The sequence below is a fragment of the Teichococcus rhizosphaerae genome, assembly GCF_002631185.1.
In the GTDB taxonomy this organism is placed as follows: domain Bacteria; phylum Pseudomonadota; class Alphaproteobacteria; order Acetobacterales; family Acetobacteraceae; genus Pseudoroseomonas; species Pseudoroseomonas rhizosphaerae.
Genome location: NZ_PDNU01000038.1, coordinates 34157 through 54112, shown reverse-complemented (window position 1 = coordinate 54112; position 19956 = coordinate 34157). Strand labels below are relative to the sequence as shown.

Here is a 19956-nt window from a genome sequence, read left to right as displayed (position 1 = left end):
GTAGGAGATGGGCAGGATCGAGGCGCTGCCGAAGGGCGCGGCCGAGACGGGGCCATAGCCCGTGGCGGGGCCGGCCTCGGCCAGCAGCGGGTGGTTCGGCAGGTGCGGCGCGAGGTGCCTCGCCACGCCGATCGGGCCCACGCCCGGGCCGCCGCCGCCATGCGGGATGCAGAAGGTCTTGTGCAGGTTCAGGTGGCAGACATCGGCGCCGATGCGGCCGGGGGCGGTGAGGCCCACCTGCGCGTTCATGTTGGCGCCGTCCATATAGACCTGCCCGCCCGCCGCGTGCACCGCCTCGCAGATGCGGATGATCTCCTCCTCGAAGACGCCATGCGTCGAGGGATAGGTGATCATCAGCGCCGAAAGCTTCTCCGCGTGCTGCGCGATCTTGGCGTCCAGATCGGCCAGATCGACATTGCCGTCGCGGTCGCAGCCGACCACCACCACGCGCATCCCCGCCATCACCGCCGAGGCGGGGTTGGTGCCATGCGCCGAGGAGGGGATCAGGCAGATGTCGCGCTGCCCCTCGCCGCGCGCCTTGTGGAAGGCGCGGATGGCGAGCAGCCCGGCATACTCGCCCTGGCTGCCGGCATTGGGCTGGAGCGAGACGGCGGCGAAGCCGGTGATGTCCGCGAGCCATCCCTCCAGCCGCCGGACCAGCGCGATGTAGCCCGCCGCCTGGTCGGCCGGCGCGAAGGGATGCAGGCCGGAGAAGCCGGGGAAGGTGACCGGGATCATCTCGGCCGTCGCGTTCAGCTTCATCGTGCAGGATCCGAGCGGGATCATGCTGCGGTTCAGCGCGACGTCCTTGTCCTCCAGCGACTTCAGGTAGCGGAGCATGCTGTGCTCCGCGTGGTGCGTGTTGAACACCGCCGCCGTGAGGAACGCCGAGCCGCGCTCCAGCGCGGCGGGGATGCCGCCCGCGCCGGCGAGGTCCGCCAGCGCCACCTTGCTGCCGCCGACGCTGCCCAGCAGCGCCACCAGCGTCTCCATCTCGGTGCGGGAAACGGTCTCGTCCAGCGCGATGCCGACGCCCGTGGCATCGATGCGGCGCAGGTTGAAGCCGTCGGCCAGGGCCGTGGCCATCAGCGCGTCGGCCTTGTCGCCGGCCTCGATGGCCAGCGTGTCGAAGAAGCTGCCGTGGCGCAGGGTGAAGCCGGCGCGCTGCGCCGCATCGGCCAGCAGCCGCGCCTGCAACGCCACGCGGCGGGCGATGCGCTTCAGCCCCTCCGGCCCGTGCCAGACGGCATACATCCCGGCCATGACGGCCAGCAGCACCTGCGCGGTGCAGATGTTGCTCGTCGCCTTCTCGCGCCGGATGTGCTGCTCGCGCGTCTGCAACGCGAGGCGCATGGCGGGCTTGCCGGCGGCATCGACCGAGACGCCGACAAGGCGGCCCGGCATCAGGCGCTTATAGGCATCCTTCACCGCCATGAAGGCGGCATGCGGGCCGCCATAGCCCATCGGCACGCCGAAGCGCTGGGAGGAGCCGATGACCACGTCGGCGCCCATCTCGCCCGGCGGCGTCAGCAGCACCAGCGAGAGCGGGTCGGCCGCCACGATGGCGAGGCCGCCCGCCTTCTGCACGGCGGCGATCTCGGGCGCGATGTCGCGCACCTCGCCCGTGCTGCCCGGATATTGCAGCACCAGCGCGAAGGGCTTCCGCGCCTCGCAGGCCGCGGCGATGCCGGCCACCGGCACCACCGACACCGTCAGCCCCAGCGGCTCGGCGCGGGTCTGGATGACGGCGAGGGTCTGCGGGTGCACGTCCTCCGCCACCAGCAGGGTCTGGGACTTGGCCTTGGTGGCGGCCAGCGCCATCGCCATCGCCTCGGCCGCGGCCGTCGCCTCGTCGAGCAGCGAGGCGTTCGCCACCGGAAGCCCCGCGAGGTCGCACACCATGGTCTGGAAGTTGACCAGCGCCTCCAGCCGCCCCTGGGCGATCTCGGCCTGGTAGGGCGTGTAGGCCGTGTACCAGCCCGGGTTCTCCAGCACGTTGCGCAGGATGACGGGCGGCACATGGGTGCCGTGATAGCCCATGCCGATCAGCGAGCGGCGGGCCGTGTTCAGCTCCGACAGCGCCCGCAGCTCGGCGATGGCCTCCGCCTCCGAGGCCGGCGGCGGCAGGGTGGAGAAATCCTGGCCCCGGATGGCGGCGGGCACGGTGCGCTCGGCCAGCGCCTCCAGGCTTTCCACGCCGACCACCTCCAGCATGGCGGCGACCTCGGCCTCGCCGGGGCCGATATGGCGCGCGGCGAAGGCGCCGTGGTCCTCCAGCGCCATCAGCTCGTCGAGCGCGGCGCTCGCGGAGGCCCCGCTCACGACTGCCCCCTTCATGGCTGCCCCGCTCACGACTGGCTGTCCACGAAGGACTGGTAGGCGTCCGCGTCCATCAGCGCCTCGATCTCGGCGGTGTCGGCCGGCTGGATGCGGAAGAACCAGCCACCCTCGGTCGGCGCGCTGTTCACCAGGGAGGGGTCGTCGGGCAGGGCGGCGTTCACCTCGACGATGGTGCCGGCGATCGGGGCATAGACGTCCGACGCGGCCTTCACGCTTTCCACCACGGCGATGGAATCGCCGGCCGCCACCTCGCGCCCCACCTCGGGCAGGTCGACGAAGACGACGTCGCCCAGCGCGGTCTGCGCGTGGTCGGTGATGCCGACGGTGGCGACGCCACCCTCCAGCCGCACCCACTCATGATCCTTGGAGAATTTCAGCTCGGCCATCGGGGCAGGTCCTTATCGGGCGTAACGGTGGGGGATGAAGGGCGTGGGGGCGACGCGCGCGGGCAGTTCCCTGCCGCGCACCATCAGGGAAAGGGCGGTGCCGTCGGCGGCATGGGGGCGGGCGACATAGCCCATGGCGCAGGGGCCGCCGAGCGAGGGGCCGAAGGTGCCGCTGGTGATCTCGCCCACCGTCTCGCCGCCCGCCGCGATGGCGGTGTGGGCGCGGGCCGGCTGGCGGCCTTCCGGCAGCAGCCCGACGCGCAGGCGGGCGGGGCCGTTGTCCAGCTCCTGCCGCACGCGCTCCGCGCCGGGGAAGTCCCACGCCATGCGGCGGCGCTTGCCGATGGTCCAGACGAGGCTGGCCTCCACCGGGCTGGTCGTCTCGTCGATGTCGTTGCCGTAGAGGCAGAGCCCCGCCTCCAGCCGCAGCGAGTCCCGCGCGCCGAGGCCGGCCGGCGCCACGCCGGGCAGGGCGAGCAGGGTACGGGCCAGCGCCTCGGCCTGTTCCGCCGGCACGCTGATCTCGACGCCGTCCTCGCCGGTGTAGCCGCTGCGGCTGACCAGCACGGGGATGCCGGCGATCTCCGTCTCGGCCACGCCCATGAAGCCCAGCGCCGCGACGGCGGGGGCGAGCGGCGCCAGCAGCGCCACCGCCTGCGGCCCCTGGAAGGCCAGCAGGGCGCGCCCGTCCAGCCGGTTGAGCCGCACCCCCGCCGGCAGCACGGCCTCGATCGCCGGCAGGTCCACATGCTTGCGGCTGGCGTTCACCACCAGGAACAGCCGGTCGCCGCCCAGATTGGCCACCATGAAGTCATCGACGATGCCGCCGGCCTCGTTGGTCAGCAGGCCGTATTTCTGCCGGCCCGGCTTCAGGATCTGCACGTCGGCCGGCGTCAGCCGCTCCAGCGCGGCGGCGGCTCCCTCGCCCACCAGCTCGGCCTGGCCCATGTGGGAGACGTCGAACAGCGTGGCGCCGGCGCGGGTGGCCAGGTGCTCGGCCAGGATGCCGGCCGGGTACTGCACCGGCATGGCATAGCCGGCGAAGGGCACCATCTTGCCGCCAAGCTCGCGGTGCAACGATGCCAGGGGGGTTTCGAGCAGGGATTCGGCCACGCAGCCTCCAGCGCCGCGCGGGGCGGCGGGTCAGGGTTCGTGGCCCCCCTCTGTCCGATGACCTGAGAGATTCAGCGCGGGCGTTGCGCGCCTTACTCCGTCGGTGCCAGCGCCCGTTTCCGGGCATGCCTGCTTCCAGGCCTGGGCTTTCCAGAGGCCCCTTCCCCACGCGGCCCTTCTGCCTGAGCGTTTCCGGGGGCCGGTTGCGCCTTCGGCGACGGCCACCGCGGACGGCAGCCGTTCTCTCCCGCGCGGGATCTGCGGGTAGGCCACTCTGTGCCCCAGCGCGGGGCGGGGCGCAAGCGTTCCTCTCCGCCCGCGCCCCGCATCCCCTCCTTCAATGCGTGGCGCCCGGCCTGACCACCACCTCCAGATACTCGGACGGCACCACGAGGCCCGCGCCGCCGCCACGGTCGCAGCGCCCGAGCAGGGCCAGGATCTCCTGCTCCAGCCTCCCCTGGGCTTCCGGGTCGAGCGCCTGGAAGGCCTTGTGGACCGGCCCGTAATAGCCGCGGAACACCTCCAGCCAGTGAGTGGGCGAGCGGTAGCGGAACTGGAAGTGCCGCGGCGTGGCCGTGACCGTGGCGTTCGGAAAGAGCTGGCGCAGGCGCTCCTCCGTTCCCCAGAGCGCGGGGGAGCGCACCCCGGCCGGCGGCGGCAGGAAGCCGCCGAGCAGCTTGAAGAGCTGGCCGACGAAGCCGGCCGGCGTCCAGTTGGCCAGGCCGATCCGCCCGCCGGGGCGGCAGACGCGCCGCATCTCCGCCGCCGCCCGGTCCTGGTCCGGGGTGAACATGACGCCGAAGGTGGACAGCACCACGTCGAAGGCGCCGTCCTCGAAGGGCAGCGCCTCGGCATCGGCGACCTTGAAGGTGATGGGCAGGCGGTTCGCCTCGGCCCGGGCGCGGCCCCGCTCCAGCAGGGCCGGCACGTAGTCGGTGGAGGTGACCTCGGCGAAGCGGCGGGCGGCGGCCAGGCTGGCATTGCCATTGCCGCTGGCCACGTCCAGCACCCGTTCGCCGCCCCGCAGGTCCACCGCCCCGCACAGGCTTTCGCCCACGATCTGCAAGGTGGTGCCGATGATGGCGTAGTCGCCGGACGACCAGGCCGCCATCTGCCTGGTCTTCAGTCCCGCCAGATCCGGTGCGGGCGTCGCGCTGGATGGGTCGGACATCGGCTGCCTCCGGATATTGTTGCGATGTCGCACCTTACCCGATCGGCCGGCTTCCCCTCCAGCGGCGCCACCCCTTCTCCTGATGGCGTGAAAGGGGCGCGCGCGCCACCCCGCCTCGCCCGGCCCGGCCCCGGGCGGGCCGCCTCAGCGCGGGCCGCGCTCGCGGTTGAGGGCCAGCTCCTCGGGGCTGAGGACGAAGCCGAGCCAGACCTGCTTCCGCGCCGCCTCCTGCGGGCTGCCGGGGATGCGGATGGTCACCTCCTCCCCCGTGCTGCGGATGCGCGACACATTGGCGGGGAAGCTCACCCGCATGGTGTAGGCCTGGCGCGCGAGAATGCGGTTCTCACCCTCGGCCACCGCCACCATATAGGGGATCTCGGCGGTGCGGCCCGTGGCCGCCGGGCCGCGCTCGGCGGTGAAGCCGGGCGTCAGCGTCACATCCAGCCCGGCCCCTCCGGGCGCGTAGTCGCAGCGCGCCTGGAAGCCGGCGACGGAGGCATTCAGCTCCATGGCCGTCAGGTCCCGCCCGCCCCCGGCGCGGAAGCGCGTCAGATCCGCGGCATCGGCCAGGATGGCCACGCGCGGGCATGGCGCCGTCATCTGCGGCAGCGCGCCGCCGCCGCCGCACCCCGCCAGCAGCAGGAGCGCCCCGCCCATCGCCGCCATCTCGCCGCTTCGGAGCTTCCGCGCCTTGACCATGCCGCCACTCTTCCCCTTAGTGCCGCGTCCGGATGCCATGGCCTCCGGCGCCACGGCCGTCTATGCCATGCCCGCCTACGCCATGCCTGCCTATGCCATGCCCAATGGGCCCGGCACCACCCTGTGAAGCGACCATTCGTGAACGCCAACGCCCCCATCGAACAGGCCAGCATGACCGTCAAGCCCGCCCTGCATGTCCTGCTCGCCGGCCCCCGCGGCTTCTGCGCCGGGGTGGACCGCGCGATCAAGATCGTCGAGGAATCGCTGCGCCGCTTCGGCGCGCCGGTCTATGTCCGGCACGAGATCGTGCACAACAAGTTCGTGGTGCAGAGCCTGGAGGCGCAGGGCGCCGTCTTCGTCGAGGAGCTGGACGAGGTGCCGGCCGACGCGCCGGTGGTGTTCAGCGCCCATGGCGTGCCGAAATCGGTGCCCGCCGAGGCGAGGCGGCGCAACATGGTCTATCTGGACGCCACCTGCCCGCTCGTCTCCAAGGTCCACCGCGAGGCGGAGCGCCACGCCGCCGCCGGCCGGCACATCCTGCTGATCGGCCATGCCGGCCACCCGGAGGTGATCGGCACCATGGGCCAGCTCGAGCCCGGTACCGTGACGCTGGTGGAGACGGTGGCCGATGCCGAGAGCATCCAGGCGCCCGAGGGGCCGCTCGCCTACACCACCCAGACCACCCTTTCGGTGGATGACACGGCGGAGATCGTGGCGGTGCTGCAGCGCCGCTTCCCGCAGCTCGTGGCGCCCGCCAAGGAGGATATCTGCTACGCCACCACCAACCGCCAGGCGGCGGTGAAGGCGATCGCGGCGCGGTCGGAGATGGTGGTGGTGGTGGGCGCGCCCAACTCCTCCAACAGCGTGCGCCTGCGCGAGGTGGCGGAGCGCGCCGGCTGCGCCCGCGCCATCATGGTGCAGCGCGGCCGGGAGCTGGACCCCGCTCTGGCCGACGGCCTTTCCACCCTCGGCATCACCGCCGGCGCCAGCGCGCCGGACATGCTGGTGCAGGAGGTGCTGGAGCGGCTGGGCGAGCGCTTCGCCCTCACCATCGAGGAGGTGGTGGTGGCGGAGGAGAACGTGGTGTTCAAGCTGCCCGCGGCCCTGGCCAAGTAGGGCGGCGCGCACCGCCGGCGGGGGAAGGCCGGCGCGGAGGGGTATGCCGGCATCGCGCCGGTGCCAGGGGGTATGCCGGCCTAGCGCCGGCGGGGATTTCACGAGAACGGGGCGCCGATGGCGGTCTATACCGAGATCTCGGACGAGGCGCTGCGCGCGTTCCTCGCCGATTACGATTTGGGCGAGCTGCTGGCCTTCCGCGGCATTGCGGAAGGCGTGGAGAACAGCAACTACGCGTTGAAGACCAGCGAGGGCGGCGACTTCGTCCTCACGCTGTACGAGAAGCGCGTGGACCCGGCGGAGCTGCCCTGGTTCCTCGGGCTGATGCGCCACCTGGCCTCGCAGGGCCTGTCCTGCCCGCTGCCCGTGGCGGGTCGGGACGGCATCGCGCTGCGCGAGCTGGCGGGGCGGCCGGCCGCCATCTGCACCTTCCTGCCCGGCGTCTGGCCGCGCCGGGTGCGGCAGGAGCATTGCGCCCCGCTCGGCGCCGCGCTGGCCATGCTGCACGCGGCCGGCGAGGGCTTCCGCGCCGAGCGGCCGAACGGCCTCGGCCCCCGCGCCTGGGCGCCGCTGCTGGAGCGCTGCCGCGAGGGCGGCGACGCGGTGCAGCCTGGCCTCGTCGCCGAGCTGGAGGGCCACCTTTCCGGCATCCTGCGGGAATGGCCGCGGGGCCTGCCGCGCGGCCACATCCATGCCGACCTGTTCCCCGACAACGTGTTCTTCCTGGAGCAGGAGCGCGGCACGCCGCGCGTCTCCGGCCTGATCGACTTCTACTTCGCCTGCACCGACCACCTGGCCTACGACATCGCCATCTGCCTGAACGCCTGGTGCTTCGAGCCGGACCTCGCCTTCAACATCACCAAGGCCCGCGCCCTGCTCGGCGCCTACCAGGCGCTGCGGCCGCTGAGCGGGGCGGAGCTGGAGGCGCTGCCGGTGCTTTGCCGTGGCGCCGCCATCCGCTTCCTGCTCACCCGCCTCTATGACTGGACGCACACGCCCCCCGGCGCGCTGGTGACGCGCAAGGACCCGCTGGAATACCTCAGGCGCCTGCGCTTCCACGCCGCCGCGAAGGATGTCGGCGCCTATGGCCTCTGACGTCTTCGAAAGCGCTCCCGCCGAGGCGGCGGAGCGCGTGGTGGAGATCTGGACCGATGGCGGCTGCAAGCCCAATCCCGGCCCGGGCGGCTGGGCCGCGATCCTGCGCTTCGGGAGCGCGGAGAAGGAGCTTTCGGGCTTCGACGCCGCCACCACCAACAACCGCATGGAGCTGACCGCCGCCTGCATGGCGCTGGAGGCGCTGAAGCGCCCCTGCACCGTGAAGCTGCACACCGACAGCGAGTATGTCCGCAACGGCATCAGCCGCTGGGTGCATGGCTGGGTGCGCAACAACTGGCGCAACGCGGCCAAGGACCCGGTGGCGAATTACGAGCTGTGGCAGCGCCTGCTGGCCGCCGCCCGCCCGCACAAGGTGGAATGGCTCTGGGTGCGCGGCCATGCGGGCGACCCGATGAACGAGCGCGCCGACCAGCTCGCCACCGCCGCGCGGCTGGCCGGCGAGGGCTGAGCACCCGGCGGCGGCTGGCCGGGCTCAGGCTTCCACCGTCCCGGCGCGCAGCAGGGCGGGCCGTTCGCGCAGCTCAAGCCGGGCCGCCGCGTATTCCCGCCGCAGCCGGGCGATCAGCGCGGCGGCGGGCTCCACGGCGCGGATGGCGCCGATCCCCTGCCCCGAGCCCCAGATGTCCTTCCAGGCCTTCTTGCGGTCGGAGGAGAAGTCCATGCGCGAGGGGTCGGAGGCGGCGAGGTTGTCCGGGTCCAGCCCGGCATTGGCGATCGAGCCGCGCAGGTAGTTGCCGTGCACGTCGGTGAAGAGGTTGCTGTAGACGATGTCGCCCGCGCCGCTTTCCACGATCATGCGCTTGTAGGCCTCGGCCGCCCTCGCCTCCTCGGTGGCGATGAAGGCGCTGCCGATATAGGCGAAGTCCGCGCCCATCGCCTGCGCCGCCAGGATCGACCGCCCGTTGGCGATGGCGCCCGACAGCGCGACGGGCCCGTCGAACCAGGCGCGCGTTTCCTGCACCAGCGCGAAGGGCGAGAGGCTGCCGGCATGGCCGCCCGCCCCGGCCGCCACCAGGATCAGCCCGTCCGCCCCCTTGTCGATGGCGCTGTGGGCGAAGCGCTGGTTGATGACGTCGTGCATCACATGGCCGCCATAGGCGTGGATGGCCTCGTTCACCTCCCGCCGGGCGCCGAGGGAGGTGATGATGAGCGGCACGCGGTGCCGCGCGCACAGCTCCAGGTCCTGCTCCAGCCGGTCGTTCGAGCGGTGGACGATGAGGTTGATGGCGAAGGGCGCGGCCGGCGCCTCGGGGTGGGCCGCGTCATGCGCGGCGAGCCGCTCGCGGATCTCGCCCAGCCACTCGTCGAGCTGCGACAGCGGGCGGGCGTTCAGCGAGGGCATGCTGCCGATGACCCCCGCGCAGCACTGGGCCACGACCAGGTCCGGCACGGAGATGATGAACAGCGGCGAGGCGATCACCGGCAGGGAGAGGCGGCCGCGGAGCGAGGCGAGCAGGGTCATGGTGCAGGGCGTTTCCCGATCGGGTTGGCAGGGCGGAGGGAAGGCGCCGGGACGGACGGCTCCCTCCTCCGCGTCGCGCGGCCGATCCTTGCCGAAGAACGCCTCCCCGCCAATGAGGAAGCTGCCCCTGCCGCCGCGCGGCAGCTCCGGCAACCCAGGGCGGGTGGCGCGGCTTAGAGGGTGGGGCCGGCGGAAATCCCGGCAGGCGGGAACCGCCCCCTGCCCCGCCGGTAGGTGCGGCATGCCCCGCGCCAGGCCGGCGCCCCTCCTTCGCAGCCCCGGAGTTCCTCCCGCATGTCCGCATCCCTTCCTTCCGACACCAGGCGCCGGCCGGTGCTGGTCATCACCGGCGGCTCCTCCGGCATCGGCCGCTGCACCGCGGCGCTGTTCGCGCGGCGGGGCTGGGATGTCGGGCTCATCGCGCGCGGCCGGAACGGCCTGGAATCGGCGCAGGAGGAGGTGCGCCAGGGCGGCGCCCGCACCGCCATCGCCGAGGCCGACGTGTCCGACTCCGCCGCGCTGGAGCAGGCCGCCACGGCCATCGAGGCGGAGCTCGGCCCGATCGACGCCTGGGTGAACTGCGCCGGCGTCAGCTCCTATGGCCGCTTCATGGACGTGCCCGAGGAGGATTACGAGCGGGTGACGCGCGTCACCTATCTCGGCGTCGTCAATGGCACGCGGGTGGCGCTGAAGCGGATGCTGCCGCGCAACCGGGGCAACATCGTCAATGTCGGCTCGGCCGTGGCGCTGCGGGCGGTGCCGATGCAGTCCGCCTATTCCGCCGCCAAGCACGCGGTGGCCGGCTTCACCGAGGCGCTGCGGGCCGAGCTGGTGGAGGCGCGCAGCGCGGTGCAGCTCGGCATCGTGCATCCGCCCTCGACCAACACGCCGTTCTTCAGCCATGCCGCCTCGCACCTGCCGGAAGGCGGCGTGCCGCGCCCGCCGCCGCCGATCTACGCACCGGAGATCACCGCCGACGCGATCCACCTGGCCGTGACGCAGAACCGGCGCTCGGTGCAGGTCGGCGGCCAGACGGCCATGTTCGGGGTGGCCAACACGGTGATGCCGGGCGCGCTGGACTGGCTGCTGGGCCATCTCGGCACCACCGCCACCCAGGTCACGAACTCCGAGCGCATCGCCGCGCAGCGGGACGAGACGCTGCACCGCCCCTCCCTGCGGGCCTCGCCGGTGCATGGCCCCTTCGGCGGCGAGACGCTGGGCCACAGCGTGCAGATGGCGCTCTCGCGCAACCCCACGCTCTGCGTCGGCCTCGGCGTCGCCGCCCTGGCCTTCCTGACCTCCCGGCTCACCCGCCGCTGAGCCGGGCCGCCGGGGAAGCCCGCCGGGGGGCCACTCCTGCCCGGCGGGCTTCCGGCGCCGCCGCCCGGGCCCTGCTAGGGCCTGGCCGTCACCAGCCCATCGGCGATGTCGCGCTCCACCAGCCCCGGGTCGCGCTCCGCCGGGTCGCCCATCCCTCCCCCGCCGGGAAGCTTCAGCAGCAGGCGCCGGCCCTTGGGCACCACCTGGTAGCCCTTGGTGCGCAGGGGTGTGCCGTCGTCCAGCCCCACCCAGCCCGGCGCGCCGTCGCCACCGCCGTCGCGGCCGCGCGGGGCGTTGGCCACGCGGTCGAAGATGGCGTTCACCGCGAATTCCGCCTCGCCCTTGGTGCCGATCTCCATGATCTGCCCGAAGCCGCCGCGGGTGCGCCCCGCGCCGGCCGAATCCGGCCGCAGCTCCTTCTTCCAGAACACCACGGGCGCCACGTTCTCGGTGGCCTCCACCGGCATGGTGCGCACGCCGGAGGGGAAAGCCGTGCCATCCAGCCCGTCCTTGGCCGGCCGCGCGCCGGTGCCGCCGGAGTTGAAGGTGATCACCTCGAAATCCGGCAGCTCGGCGGCGGCACCGGAAACCTGGCCGCCACCGCGGAGCGGCGGGTTCCACAGGCAGGAGGAGCCCTCGGCGGTCACGCGGTCCGGCACCACCTGGTGCAGGCATCCCATCATCAGGTCCGGCAGCAGCTGGCCGGTGACATGCCGCACGCTGACCGGGAAGGGCCGCGGCGCGTTCAGGATACAGCCTTCCGGGATCTCCATGCGGAAGGGCGCCAGCGAAGCCCAGTTGTTGGGAATCTCGGGCGCCACCACGCACTTGATGCCGAAGCAGGAATAGGCGCGGCAATAGGCCGCCGGCACGTTGATGCCGCGCCCCGACAACCCCGAGGTGCCAGCGAAGTCCACCGTGATGTGGTCCTCGTGCAGCGTCATCGCGGCCTTCAGCGTGACAGGGGCTTCGTAGCCGTCGCTGCGGATGCTGGCGCTGTAGGTGCCGCGCGGCAGCTTCCGGATCTCCGCGATGGTGGCGGCGAGCGAGCTGTCGAAGATGTACGCGGCCAGCGGGTCGATGCTGTCCATGCCGAACTCGTCCAGCATCTCCACTAGCCGCTTGATGCCGGCGTCGTTGCAGGCGCAAAGGGAATAGACGTCGCCTTCCAGCTCGACCGGCGTGCGGGAGCCCGCGCGGATGAAGTCGAAGAAGGTCTCGTTGGCGCGGCCCTGGTCGAAGCACTTGACGATGGGGATGTACATCCCCTCCTCGAATACGCTGCGCCCCTCGGGCCCCATGCCGAGGCCGCCCACGTCGATCACATGCGCGGTGTTGGCGAAGAGGCCGACGATCTTCCCCTGCCGGAAGGCGGGCGAGACCACGGTGAGGTCGTGCAGGTGGCCGGTGCCGAGCCAGGGGTCGTTGGTGATGTAGTGGTCGCCCGGCTTCATCGTTTCCGCCGGGAACTTGGCGAGGAAGTGGCCGACGGACTCCATCATGGAGTTCACATGGCCGGGCGTGCCGGTGACAGCCTGCGCCAGCATGCGGCCCTTGAGGTCGAAGATGCCGGCGGAAAGGTCGCCCGCCTCGCGCACCGTGGTGCTGAAGGCGGTGCGGATCATGGTCTGCGCCTGCTCCTCCACCACCGCGATCAGGCGGTTCCACTGGATCTGGCGCTGGATCTTCTCGAGCGCATTCATCGGCTGGGCGTCCATGTCACGCGGCCTCCTTGAACAGTTCCAGATATCCGAGCGCATCCATGCGGCAGGTCCAGCCGGGGCCGACCAGCGTGCTGGTTTCCGCCTCGGCGACGATGCAGGGGCCGGCGAGCGTCGCGCCGGGGGAAAGGTGCTCGCGGTCATACACCGCCCAGTCGGCGACGGTGCCGTCGGTGGTGTCGCGCACCGCCTGGTGGCGGATGGGGGACGGCGCAGGCGCCTCCTCCACCGCGCCGGCGGGCGCCACCTCGGGCAGCACCGTCGCCACCGTCACGGCGAAGGACAGGATCTCCACGTCGCTGCCCGGCACGGGGCGGTCGTAGAAGCGGGAATACTCGGCATCGTAATCGGCGCGGATGGCGGCGATGTCGGCCTCCGTCAGGTCGCGCGCCGGCAGCGCCACGGAGATCTCGTGGCCCTGGCCGACATAGCGCATATAGGCGATGCGGCTCTCGGCGAGCCTAGCGCCGAAGCTGCCCTGCTCCACCACGCTCCGCGCCTCGGCCGACATGGCGCCGAGCAGCCCGTTCACCGCCGCCACGTCGAAGCTGCGGAAGCGCTGGTAGAGGCTTTTCACCACCTCGTAGCCCACGGGCGCGCGCAGGAAGCCGATGGCGCTGCCGACGCCGGCGCCCGAGGGCACCAGCATGCGCGACACGCCGATCTTCTCCGCCACGCGGTAGCCATGCACCGGCCCGCCGCCGCCGAAGGCGATGATGGCGCGGCCCTCATAGCCCTTGCCGCTCTCGATGGCATGGACGCGGGCGGCGTTGGCCATGTTTTCGTCCACCATCTCGACCACGCCGAGGGCGGCCATTTCCGGGGCCAATCCAAGCCTGCCGCCGACATGCTCCTCCAGCGCGGCCAGCGCCGGGGGCACCTGCAGCGGGAACTGGCCGCCGGCGAACAGGGCGGGCTCGTAGCGGCCGAGCGCCAGGTTGGCATCCGTCACCGCCGGCCGCGTGCCGCCGCGGCCATAGCAGGCCGGGCCGGGATCGGCGCCGGCGCTTTCCGGCCCCACCTGGATGCGGCCCAGCGCATCGACCTGCGCCAGGCTGCCGCCGCCCGCGCCGATCTCCACCATCTCGATGACGGGGATGCGCAGCGGCAGCCCCGAGCCCTTCTTGAAGCGGCCGACGCGCGCCACCTCGAAGCTGCGGCTGGCCTGGGGCTGGAAGTCGTCGATCAGGCAGACCTTGGCGGTGGTGCCGCCCATGTCGAAGGACAGCACCTTCGACAATCCCCGCTGCCGCGCGACATGGGCGGAGAAGATGGCGCCGCCCGCGGGGCCGCTCTCCACCAGCCGGATGGGGAAGCGCGCGGCCGTCTCCACCGTGGTGAGCCCGCCGCCGGAGAGCATCATGAAGAAGGGGCAGGCGAAGCCGCCCTCGGCCAGGCCCTGTTGCAGGCGGCCGAGATAGCTGGCCATCAGCGGCTGCACATAGGCGTTGGCGACGGTGGTGGAGAAGCGCTCCCATTCCCGCATCTCGGGCGAGACCTCGGAGGAAAGGGAGACCCGCACCTCCGGCCATTCCTCCGCCAAAATCTCGGCGGCGCGGCGCTCATGCGCCGGATTGACGAAGGCGTGCAGGAAGCCGATGGCGACGCTCTCGATGCCCTCCGCCTTCATGAAGGCGATCTGCCGGCGCAGCGCCGCCTCGTCCAGCGGCAGCAGGACCTTGCCTTCATTGTCCAGCCGCTCCGGCACGGGCAGGCGCCAGCGGCGCGGCACCAGCGGCCGCGGCAGCTCGATGTTCAGGTCATACTGGTCGTAGCGGGACTCGTTGCCGAGGGCGAGCACGTCGCGGAAGCCCTCGGTGGTCAGCAGCGCGGTGCGGGCGCCCTTGCGCTCGATCACGGCGTTGGTGGCGAGGGTGGTGCCGTGGATGAACAGCGCCACATCGGCGGGCCGCAGCCCCGCCTTGTCCAGCACGACGCGGATGCCCTCCAGCACGCCCAGCTCCGGCGCGTGCGGCGTGGTGAGCACCTTCGCGGTCCAGCGCTCCCCATCGCGTTCCAGCGCGAGATCCGTGAAGGTTCCTCCGATGTCGGAGGCCAAGCGAGCAGAAGGCATCAGTCGGAACACTCCCAGCCAGGACGGGCGGGGAGTGTTCACCGCTTCGGGGCGGCTGAAAAGCCACCTTCGCCCCTCTTGTTGGACCCGGCCGGCGCGGATCTGCCCGTCCCTTGCACAGCCCTGATGACGGGCTGGGCAACGGGCGGGCCAGGGGGAAGGGCTTCCCCTCCCCTTCCGGTCAGGCCGGCTCCTCGCTGCCGAAGGCCACGGGCGGGGTCCAGCCCTGCCCGGGAATGGCCGCCATCAGCGCCCGCGTGTAGTCATGCGCCGGCCGCGCGAAGACCTCCGCGACCGGGCCGCTTTCCACCACCTCGCCCTCGCGCATCACCGCCACATGGTCGCAGAGCTGGGCGGCGACGCGCAGGTCGTGGGTGATGAACACGATGGACAGGCCGAGCTGCGCGCGCAGCCGCGCCAGCAGCTTCAGCACCTGGGCCTGGACGGACACGTCCAGCGCCGAGACCGGCTCGTCCGCCACCAGCACGCGCGGCCGCATGGCCAGCGCCCGCGCCAGCCCGATGCGCTGTCGCTGCCCGCCGGAGAATTCGTGCGGGAAGCGGTCCAGCGCGGCGGGGTCCAGCCCCACCAGCCCGAACAGCTCCCGCGCGCGGGCCATGGCCTCGGCCTTGGGCGTGCCATGGATGATCGGGCCTTGCGCCACCAGCTCGCCCACGCGGCGGCGCGGGTTGAGGCTGGCGAAGGGGTCCTGGAACACCATCTGCACCTGCGGCGCGGCCTGGCGGAGTTCTTCCCGCGAAAGGGCCAGACGGTCCTTGCCCTCCAGCCGGATCTCGCCGCCATCTGGGTCCAGCAGCCGGACGATGCAGCGGGCCAGCGTGGACTTGCCCGAACCGCTCTCGCCCACGATGCCCAGCGTGGCGCCGCGCGGCAGGCTGAGGGAGACGTCCTTCACCGCGTGGGTGACGCGCCGGTTGCGCTTCAGCCAGCCGCCCTTGCGGTAGGTCTTGGAGACGTGGTCGATCTCCAGCACCGCCTCGGCCGAGACGGGCTGGGGCGCGGGCGGCGCCAGCGGCGGCACGGCGGCGACAAGGGCGCGGGTATAGGGGTGTTGCGGACGGTTCAGCACCTCATCGGCAGGCCCCTGCTCCACCAGCAGGCCGCGCCGCATCACCGCCACGCGGTCGGCGATGTCGGCCACCACGCCGAAATCATGGGTGATGAACAGCACCGCCGTGCCGGTGCGCCGCTGCATGTCGCGGATCAGGCGCAGGATCTGCGCCTGGGTGGTGACGTCGAGCGCGGTGGTGAGCTCGTCGCAGATCAGCAGGCGCGGCTCCAGGGCCAGCGCCATGGCGATCATGGCGCGCTGCCGCTGGCCGCCCGACAGCTCGTGCGGAAAGGCGCGCCCCGCCGCCGCGGGGTCGGGGATGCGCACATCCCCGAGCAGCGCCAGCACGCGCCGGTCGATCTCGGCGCCGGAAAGCCGCGTGTGGACGCGGAACATCTCGGCGATCTGGCTGCCGATGCTGCGCAGCGGGTTCAGCGCCGTCATCGGCTCCTGGAACACCATGCCGATGCGCGCGCCGCGGAGCTTGCGCATCTCGGCCGGAGACAGGGCCAGCAGGTCCCGCCCCTCGAACAGGATGCGCCCCGCCGTGGCGCGCACCCCCTCGGGCAGCAGCCCCATCACCGCGCCGGCGGTGAGCGACTTGCCCGAGCCGCTCTCGCCCACCACGCAGAGGATCTCGTTGGGCGCGAGGCGGAGCGAGACGTCCTCCAGCGCGTGCGGACGGTCGGCGCCCCGGGGCAGGGCGACGGTCAGCCCCTCGATGGAGAGCAGAGGGGGGGAGAGGAGTGTCGTGTCGCTCATCGGCCCCTCAGCCTCGGGTTCAGCGCGTCGTTCAGCCCCTGCCCGACCAGCGAGACGCCGAGCACGGTGAGCAGGATGACGACGCCCGGAATGGCGGAGACGTACCACTGCACGCGCAGCACGCCGCGCCCGGCGCCGATCAGGTTGCCCCAGCTCGGCACGTTGGGGTCGGACAGGTTGAGGAAGGCCAGCGCGCTTTCCAGCAGGATGGCCACCGCCATGATGACGCTGGCATAGACGATGACCGGCGGCAGCGCGTTGGGCAGGATCTCGCGGAAGATGATCTGCGCGTCCCGCATCCCCAGCACGCGGCAGGCCTGCACGAACTCCCGGTTGCGCAAGGACAGGAACTCCGCCCGCGTCAGCCGCGCCGAGGGCGGCCAGGAGACGATGCCGATGGCGATGGTGACGAAGGTGATGTCCGAGCCGAACACCGCCACCAGCACCAGCAGCAGGATGAAGTTGGGCAGGGTCTGGAACGCCTCGGTGACGCGCATCAGCACGTCGTCCACCCAGCCGCCATAGAAGCCCGACACGGCACCGATGACGATGCCGATGACGATGGCGATGACCGTGGCGACGAGGCCGATCAGCAGCGAGACGCGGGCGCCGTGGAAGATCTGCGCCGCGATGTCCCGCCCCGTGTTGTCGGTGCCGAGCCAGAAGCGCGGGTTGTCCATCGGCCATTGCAGCGGGCGGCCCGCCAGCGAGAGCGGGTCGCGCGGGAAGACGAAGGGGGCGGAGACGGCCATGCCGATCACCGCCAGCACCAGCAGCAGGCCGATCACCGCCGCCGGGTTGCGCATATAGCGCCGGAGGAAGCCGAGCATCTCAGCGCCCCGACACGATGCGCGGATCGAGCTTGGCGTACAGCATGTCCACGATGAAGTTGATGGCGATGACCAGCAGCGCCGAAACGAAGACGATGCCGAGCAGCGTGTTCACGTCCCGCTGCACGACCGATTCATAGGCCAGCCGCCCGAGGCCGGGCAGCGCGAAGACGCTTTCCACCACCACCGAGCCGCCCAGCATGGTGCCGGCCTGCAACCCCATCAGCGTGACGCCGGGCAGCAGCGCGTTGCGCAGGACGTGGCGCAGCACCACCGCCGTCTCGCCCAGGCCCTTGGCGCGGGCGGTGCGGACGAAATCCAGCGTCAGCACCTCCAGCATGGAGGCGCGCATGATGCGCAGATAGGTGGCGAGGTAGGTGAGCGCCAGCGTCGCCACCGGCAGCACCAGGTGCCAGGCGATGTCCAGCACGCGCGTGAGGCCGGCGTTGCCGCTGCCGATCTCCTCGAAGCCGCCCGCCGGCAGCCAGGAAAGCCGCACCGCGAAGACCACGATGCCCATCATGCCGAACCAGAAGGAGGGGGTGGCGTAGAACACCAGCCCGAGCGTCGAGATCAGCGTGTCCGGCCAGCGGTTGACGCGCCGCGCGGCGACGACGCCGAGCGCCATGCCGGCGGCGAAGGCGAAGCTCAGCGCGCTCGCCATCAGCAGCAGCGTCACCGGCAGCCGCTCCAGGATCACCTCCGCCACCGGCTTGCCGTAGATGGCGGAGAAGCCGAGGTCGAGCGTCACCAGCCGCAGCAGGTAGCGGCCGAGCTGCACCACCACCGGCGCGTCCAGCCCGTAGAAGGTGCGGAGCTGCTCGGCCATGGCCGGGTCGCCGCCGCCCATCTGGGCGATCAGCGCGTCCACCGTGTCGCCGGGCGCCAGCTGCAGCAGCAGGAACAGCCCGACCAGGATCAGCAGCAGCGTCGGCAGGCTGGCGGCCAGCCGGCGCAGGGCGAGCAGCAGGATCTGCATCCGCGGCGTTACGAAGGCAACAGCCAGGTGTCGTGCCAGTCACCGGAATCCCAGCGCGGCACGTTGTGGTGGTTCTGCACCCGCTTGGAAGTGGCGGCGTAGAAGGGCCGCTCGGTCATCATCCACACCGGCAGCTCGTCATTCACCTGGCGGACGAACTCGGCATAGAGCGCGCGGCGCTTCGCGGAATCCAGCTCCGTGGCGGCCTGGTCGATCAGCTGGTCCACCTTGTCGGACTGCCAGCCGAACTGGTTGGTCCAGGGCGAGCCCTTGGGGCTGCCGGAGCGGTACCAGACGGTGGTGGAGACCGCCGGGTCGCCGCGATACTGGTGCCAGCCCGTGGCGAGGTCGAAGTTCCAGTCCCGGTACACGGCGGAGAGCGCCCCGGCGATGTCGAGCTGCACGATCTCGACGCGGATGCCCACCTGCTGCAGCGATTGCTGGATGAAGGTGGCCAGCAGCGGCACGTCCTCGCCGTTCATGATCGGCACGATGCGGAGCGAGAAGCGGACGCCCCCCGCGCCACGCCGGTAGCCCGCCTCGTCCAGCATCTTCTCGGCGCGCGCCTTGTCGTAGGGGTAGGGCACCGGATTGTTGGGGAAGAACTCCGGCGAGAGCGAGGGGATCGGCCCCGTGGCGCGCTTGCCGAGGCCGTAGAGGAAGTTCTCCAGGAAGAAGTCCACGTCGATGGCGTGGGCGATGGCCTGGCGCACGCGCTTGTCGGACAGCTCCTTGCGGCGCGTGTTGAACTCCAGCGTGTTGTTGAACACGTTGCCCTCGACGCCGCGGGTCGAGACCTCGAAGCGGTCATCCTTGCGCAGCCGGTCGAGATCGGCCAGCGGCAGGCCGTTATAGGCGGAAAGCTGCACCGCCCCCGTTTCCAGCGCGGCGGTGGCCGCCGAGCGGTCGGTGATGAAGCGCCACACCACGCGGTCGAGATAGGGGAAGCCCTGGCGCCAGTAGTTCGGGTTGCGCTCGGCGATGACGTACTGGCCGCGCTGGTACTCGACGAACTTGAAGGGGCCGGTGCCGATGGGGGCCGTGTTGGCCGGGTTCTCCAGCACGTTGGTGCCCTCGAACACATGCCTCGGCACCACATAGCCCAGGTCGCAGAGCGCGCGCAGCAGCAGGTCGAGCGGCATCGGGCGGGAATAGCGGAACACCGCCGTGTGGGCGTCCGGCGTTTCCACAGCATCGAGGTAGAGTTGCAGCGTGGTGCCGTAGTTGAGGTGCTTCTTCCACTGCTCCATCGCGCTGTACTGCACGTCGGCGCTGGTGAAGGGCTTGCCGTCATGCCACTGCACGCCCTCGCGCAGCCGGAAGGTGACGGTCTTGCCGTCCGGCGCCGCCTCCCAGGCGGTGGCCAGCACGGGGACGATCTTGCCGCCCGCACCGAGATCGACCAGCGGCTCGATGATCTTGCTGGTGATGACATAGACGCCGGTGGAGGCGCGCAGCGCCGGGTTCAGGATGCGCTGCTCGGAGCCCAGATGCACCGTCAGCACGCCGCCGCGGCGCGGCTCCTGGGCAAGGGCGGCGGGCAGCGGCAGGCCGCTGGCCAGGCTGGCGAGGCCGGCGCCGGACAAGAGCAGATGACGGCGGGAGAGGCGCATGGTCTGAGGCTCCGTCGGTGGTGATGGAGGCGGGGCGATCAATGGACGCTGAGCGTCCGCATGATTGGAACAGCCACTAAGGCAGATCGTCGAATTGAGCCAGGGTCAAGGCAGCGCTGAAGGCGCCTTGCCGCGTTGCAGCGAGGCTGGCGCGAATGATGCTGCTTCGCAAGAGGGAAGCG

Annotated in this window: 16 protein-coding genes and 2 riboswitches; of the genes, 4 read left to right on the top strand and 12 right to left on the bottom strand. The window is 71.7% G+C overall.

Annotated features, from left to right (window positions below):
* The 5 genes from gcvP to CR162_RS17510 form a co-directional block, all read right to left on the bottom strand.
* Window positions 1–2283 (bottom strand): aminomethyl-transferring glycine dehydrogenase (gene gcvP, locus CR162_RS17530; RefSeq protein ID WP_218014923.1); only part of this gene is annotated, 2283 nt, incomplete at its 3' end.
* Window positions 2284–2348: 65 nt separating this feature from the next.
* A complete protein-coding gene (gcvH, locus tag CR162_RS17525; protein ID WP_099096831.1) occupies window positions 2349–2726 on the bottom strand; it encodes a glycine cleavage system protein GcvH in 378 nt (125 codons plus the stop codon).
* Window positions 2727–2738: 12 nt separating this feature from the next.
* The gene (gene gcvT, locus CR162_RS17520; protein WP_099096830.1) at window positions 2739–3839 is read right to left on the bottom strand and encodes a glycine cleavage system aminomethyltransferase GcvT; all 1101 of its coding nucleotides are present in this window, start codon (window positions 3837–3839) and stop codon (window positions 2739–2741) included.
* Window positions 3840–3886: 47 nt separating this feature from the next.
* A riboswitch (glycine riboswitch) is annotated at window positions 3887–3996 on the bottom strand.
* Window positions 3997–3999: 3 nt separating this feature from the next.
* Window positions 4000–4099, bottom strand: a riboswitch (glycine riboswitch).
* Window positions 4100–4176: 77 nt separating this feature from the next.
* On the bottom strand, window positions 4177–5010 hold the full coding sequence (locus CR162_RS17515; protein ID WP_099096829.1) for a class I SAM-dependent methyltransferase: 834 nt from the start codon (window positions 5008–5010) through the stop codon (window positions 4177–4179).
* Window positions 5011–5154: 144 nt separating this feature from the next.
* Complete coding sequence (locus tag CR162_RS17510) at window positions 5155–5709, bottom strand: hypothetical protein (RefSeq protein WP_099096828.1); 555 nt, start codon at window positions 5707–5709, stop codon at window positions 5155–5157.
* A gap of 171 nt (window positions 5710–5880) precedes the next feature.
* Between CR162_RS17510 and ispH the strand changes: the two genes are divergently transcribed.
* From ispH to rnhA, 3 genes are all read left to right on the top strand, one after another.
* Window positions 5881–6825 (top strand): 4-hydroxy-3-methylbut-2-enyl diphosphate reductase, encoded by a 945-nt coding sequence (gene ispH / locus CR162_RS17505; RefSeq protein ID WP_099096835.1) that lies wholly within the window; start codon window positions 5881–5883, stop codon window positions 6823–6825.
* A gap of 117 nt (window positions 6826–6942) precedes the next feature.
* Window positions 6943–7920, top strand: coding sequence for a homoserine kinase (locus CR162_RS17500; protein ID WP_099096827.1), 978 nt, complete (start codon window positions 6943–6945; stop codon window positions 7918–7920).
* Entirely contained in the window at window positions 7910–8389 is a 480-nt protein-coding gene (rnhA, locus tag CR162_RS17495) for a ribonuclease HI (RefSeq protein ID WP_099096826.1), read from the top strand. Before CR162_RS17500 ends, rnhA begins: the two co-directional genes overlap by 11 nt.
* A 24-nt stretch (window positions 8390–8413) precedes the next feature.
* On the opposite strand, the gene CR162_RS17490 is transcribed toward rnhA, so the two are convergent.
* On the bottom strand, window positions 8414–9403 hold the full coding sequence (locus tag CR162_RS17490) for an NAD(P)H-dependent flavin oxidoreductase (protein ID WP_099096825.1): 990 nt from the start codon (window positions 9401–9403) through the stop codon (window positions 8414–8416).
* Window positions 9404–9697: 294 nt separating this feature from the next.
* Here CR162_RS17490 and CR162_RS17485 point away from each other — a divergent pair, with 294 nt between their 5' ends.
* Window positions 9698–10723: an SDR family oxidoreductase gene (locus CR162_RS17485; protein ID WP_218014922.1), complete on the top strand. Its 1026-nt coding sequence runs from the start codon at window positions 9698–9700 to the stop codon at window positions 10721–10723.
* A gap of 74 nt (window positions 10724–10797) precedes the next feature.
* On the opposite strand, the gene CR162_RS17480 is transcribed toward CR162_RS17485, so the two are convergent.
* The 6 genes from CR162_RS17480 to CR162_RS17455 form a co-directional block, all read right to left on the bottom strand.
* Window positions 10798–12441, bottom strand: coding sequence for a hydantoinase B/oxoprolinase family protein (locus CR162_RS17480; protein ID WP_099096824.1), 1644 nt, complete (start codon window positions 12439–12441; stop codon window positions 10798–10800).
* 1 nt (window position 12442) lies between these two features.
* A complete protein-coding gene (locus CR162_RS17475; RefSeq protein WP_099096823.1) occupies window positions 12443–14518 on the bottom strand; it encodes a hydantoinase/oxoprolinase family protein in 2076 nt (691 codons plus the stop codon).
* 181 nt (window positions 14519–14699) lie between these two features.
* The gene (locus CR162_RS17470) at window positions 14700–16352 is read right to left on the bottom strand and encodes an ABC transporter ATP-binding protein (RefSeq protein WP_099096822.1); all 1653 of its coding nucleotides are present in this window, start codon (window positions 16350–16352) and stop codon (window positions 14700–14702) included.
* On the bottom strand, window positions 16349–17182 hold the full coding sequence (locus CR162_RS17465) for an ABC transporter permease (RefSeq protein WP_099096821.1): 834 nt from the start codon (window positions 17180–17182) through the stop codon (window positions 16349–16351). Before CR162_RS17465 ends, CR162_RS17470 begins: the two co-directional genes overlap by 4 nt.
* Window position 17183: 1 nt before the next feature.
* Complete coding sequence (locus CR162_RS17460) at window positions 17184–18161, bottom strand: ABC transporter permease (RefSeq protein ID WP_099096820.1); 978 nt, start codon at window positions 18159–18161, stop codon at window positions 17184–17186.
* An 8-nt stretch (window positions 18162–18169) separates the two neighbouring features.
* Window positions 18170–19774 (bottom strand): ABC transporter substrate-binding protein, encoded by a 1605-nt coding sequence (locus CR162_RS17455; protein WP_099096819.1) that lies wholly within the window; start codon window positions 19772–19774, stop codon window positions 18170–18172.
* Window positions 19775–19956 lie beyond the last annotated feature (182 nt).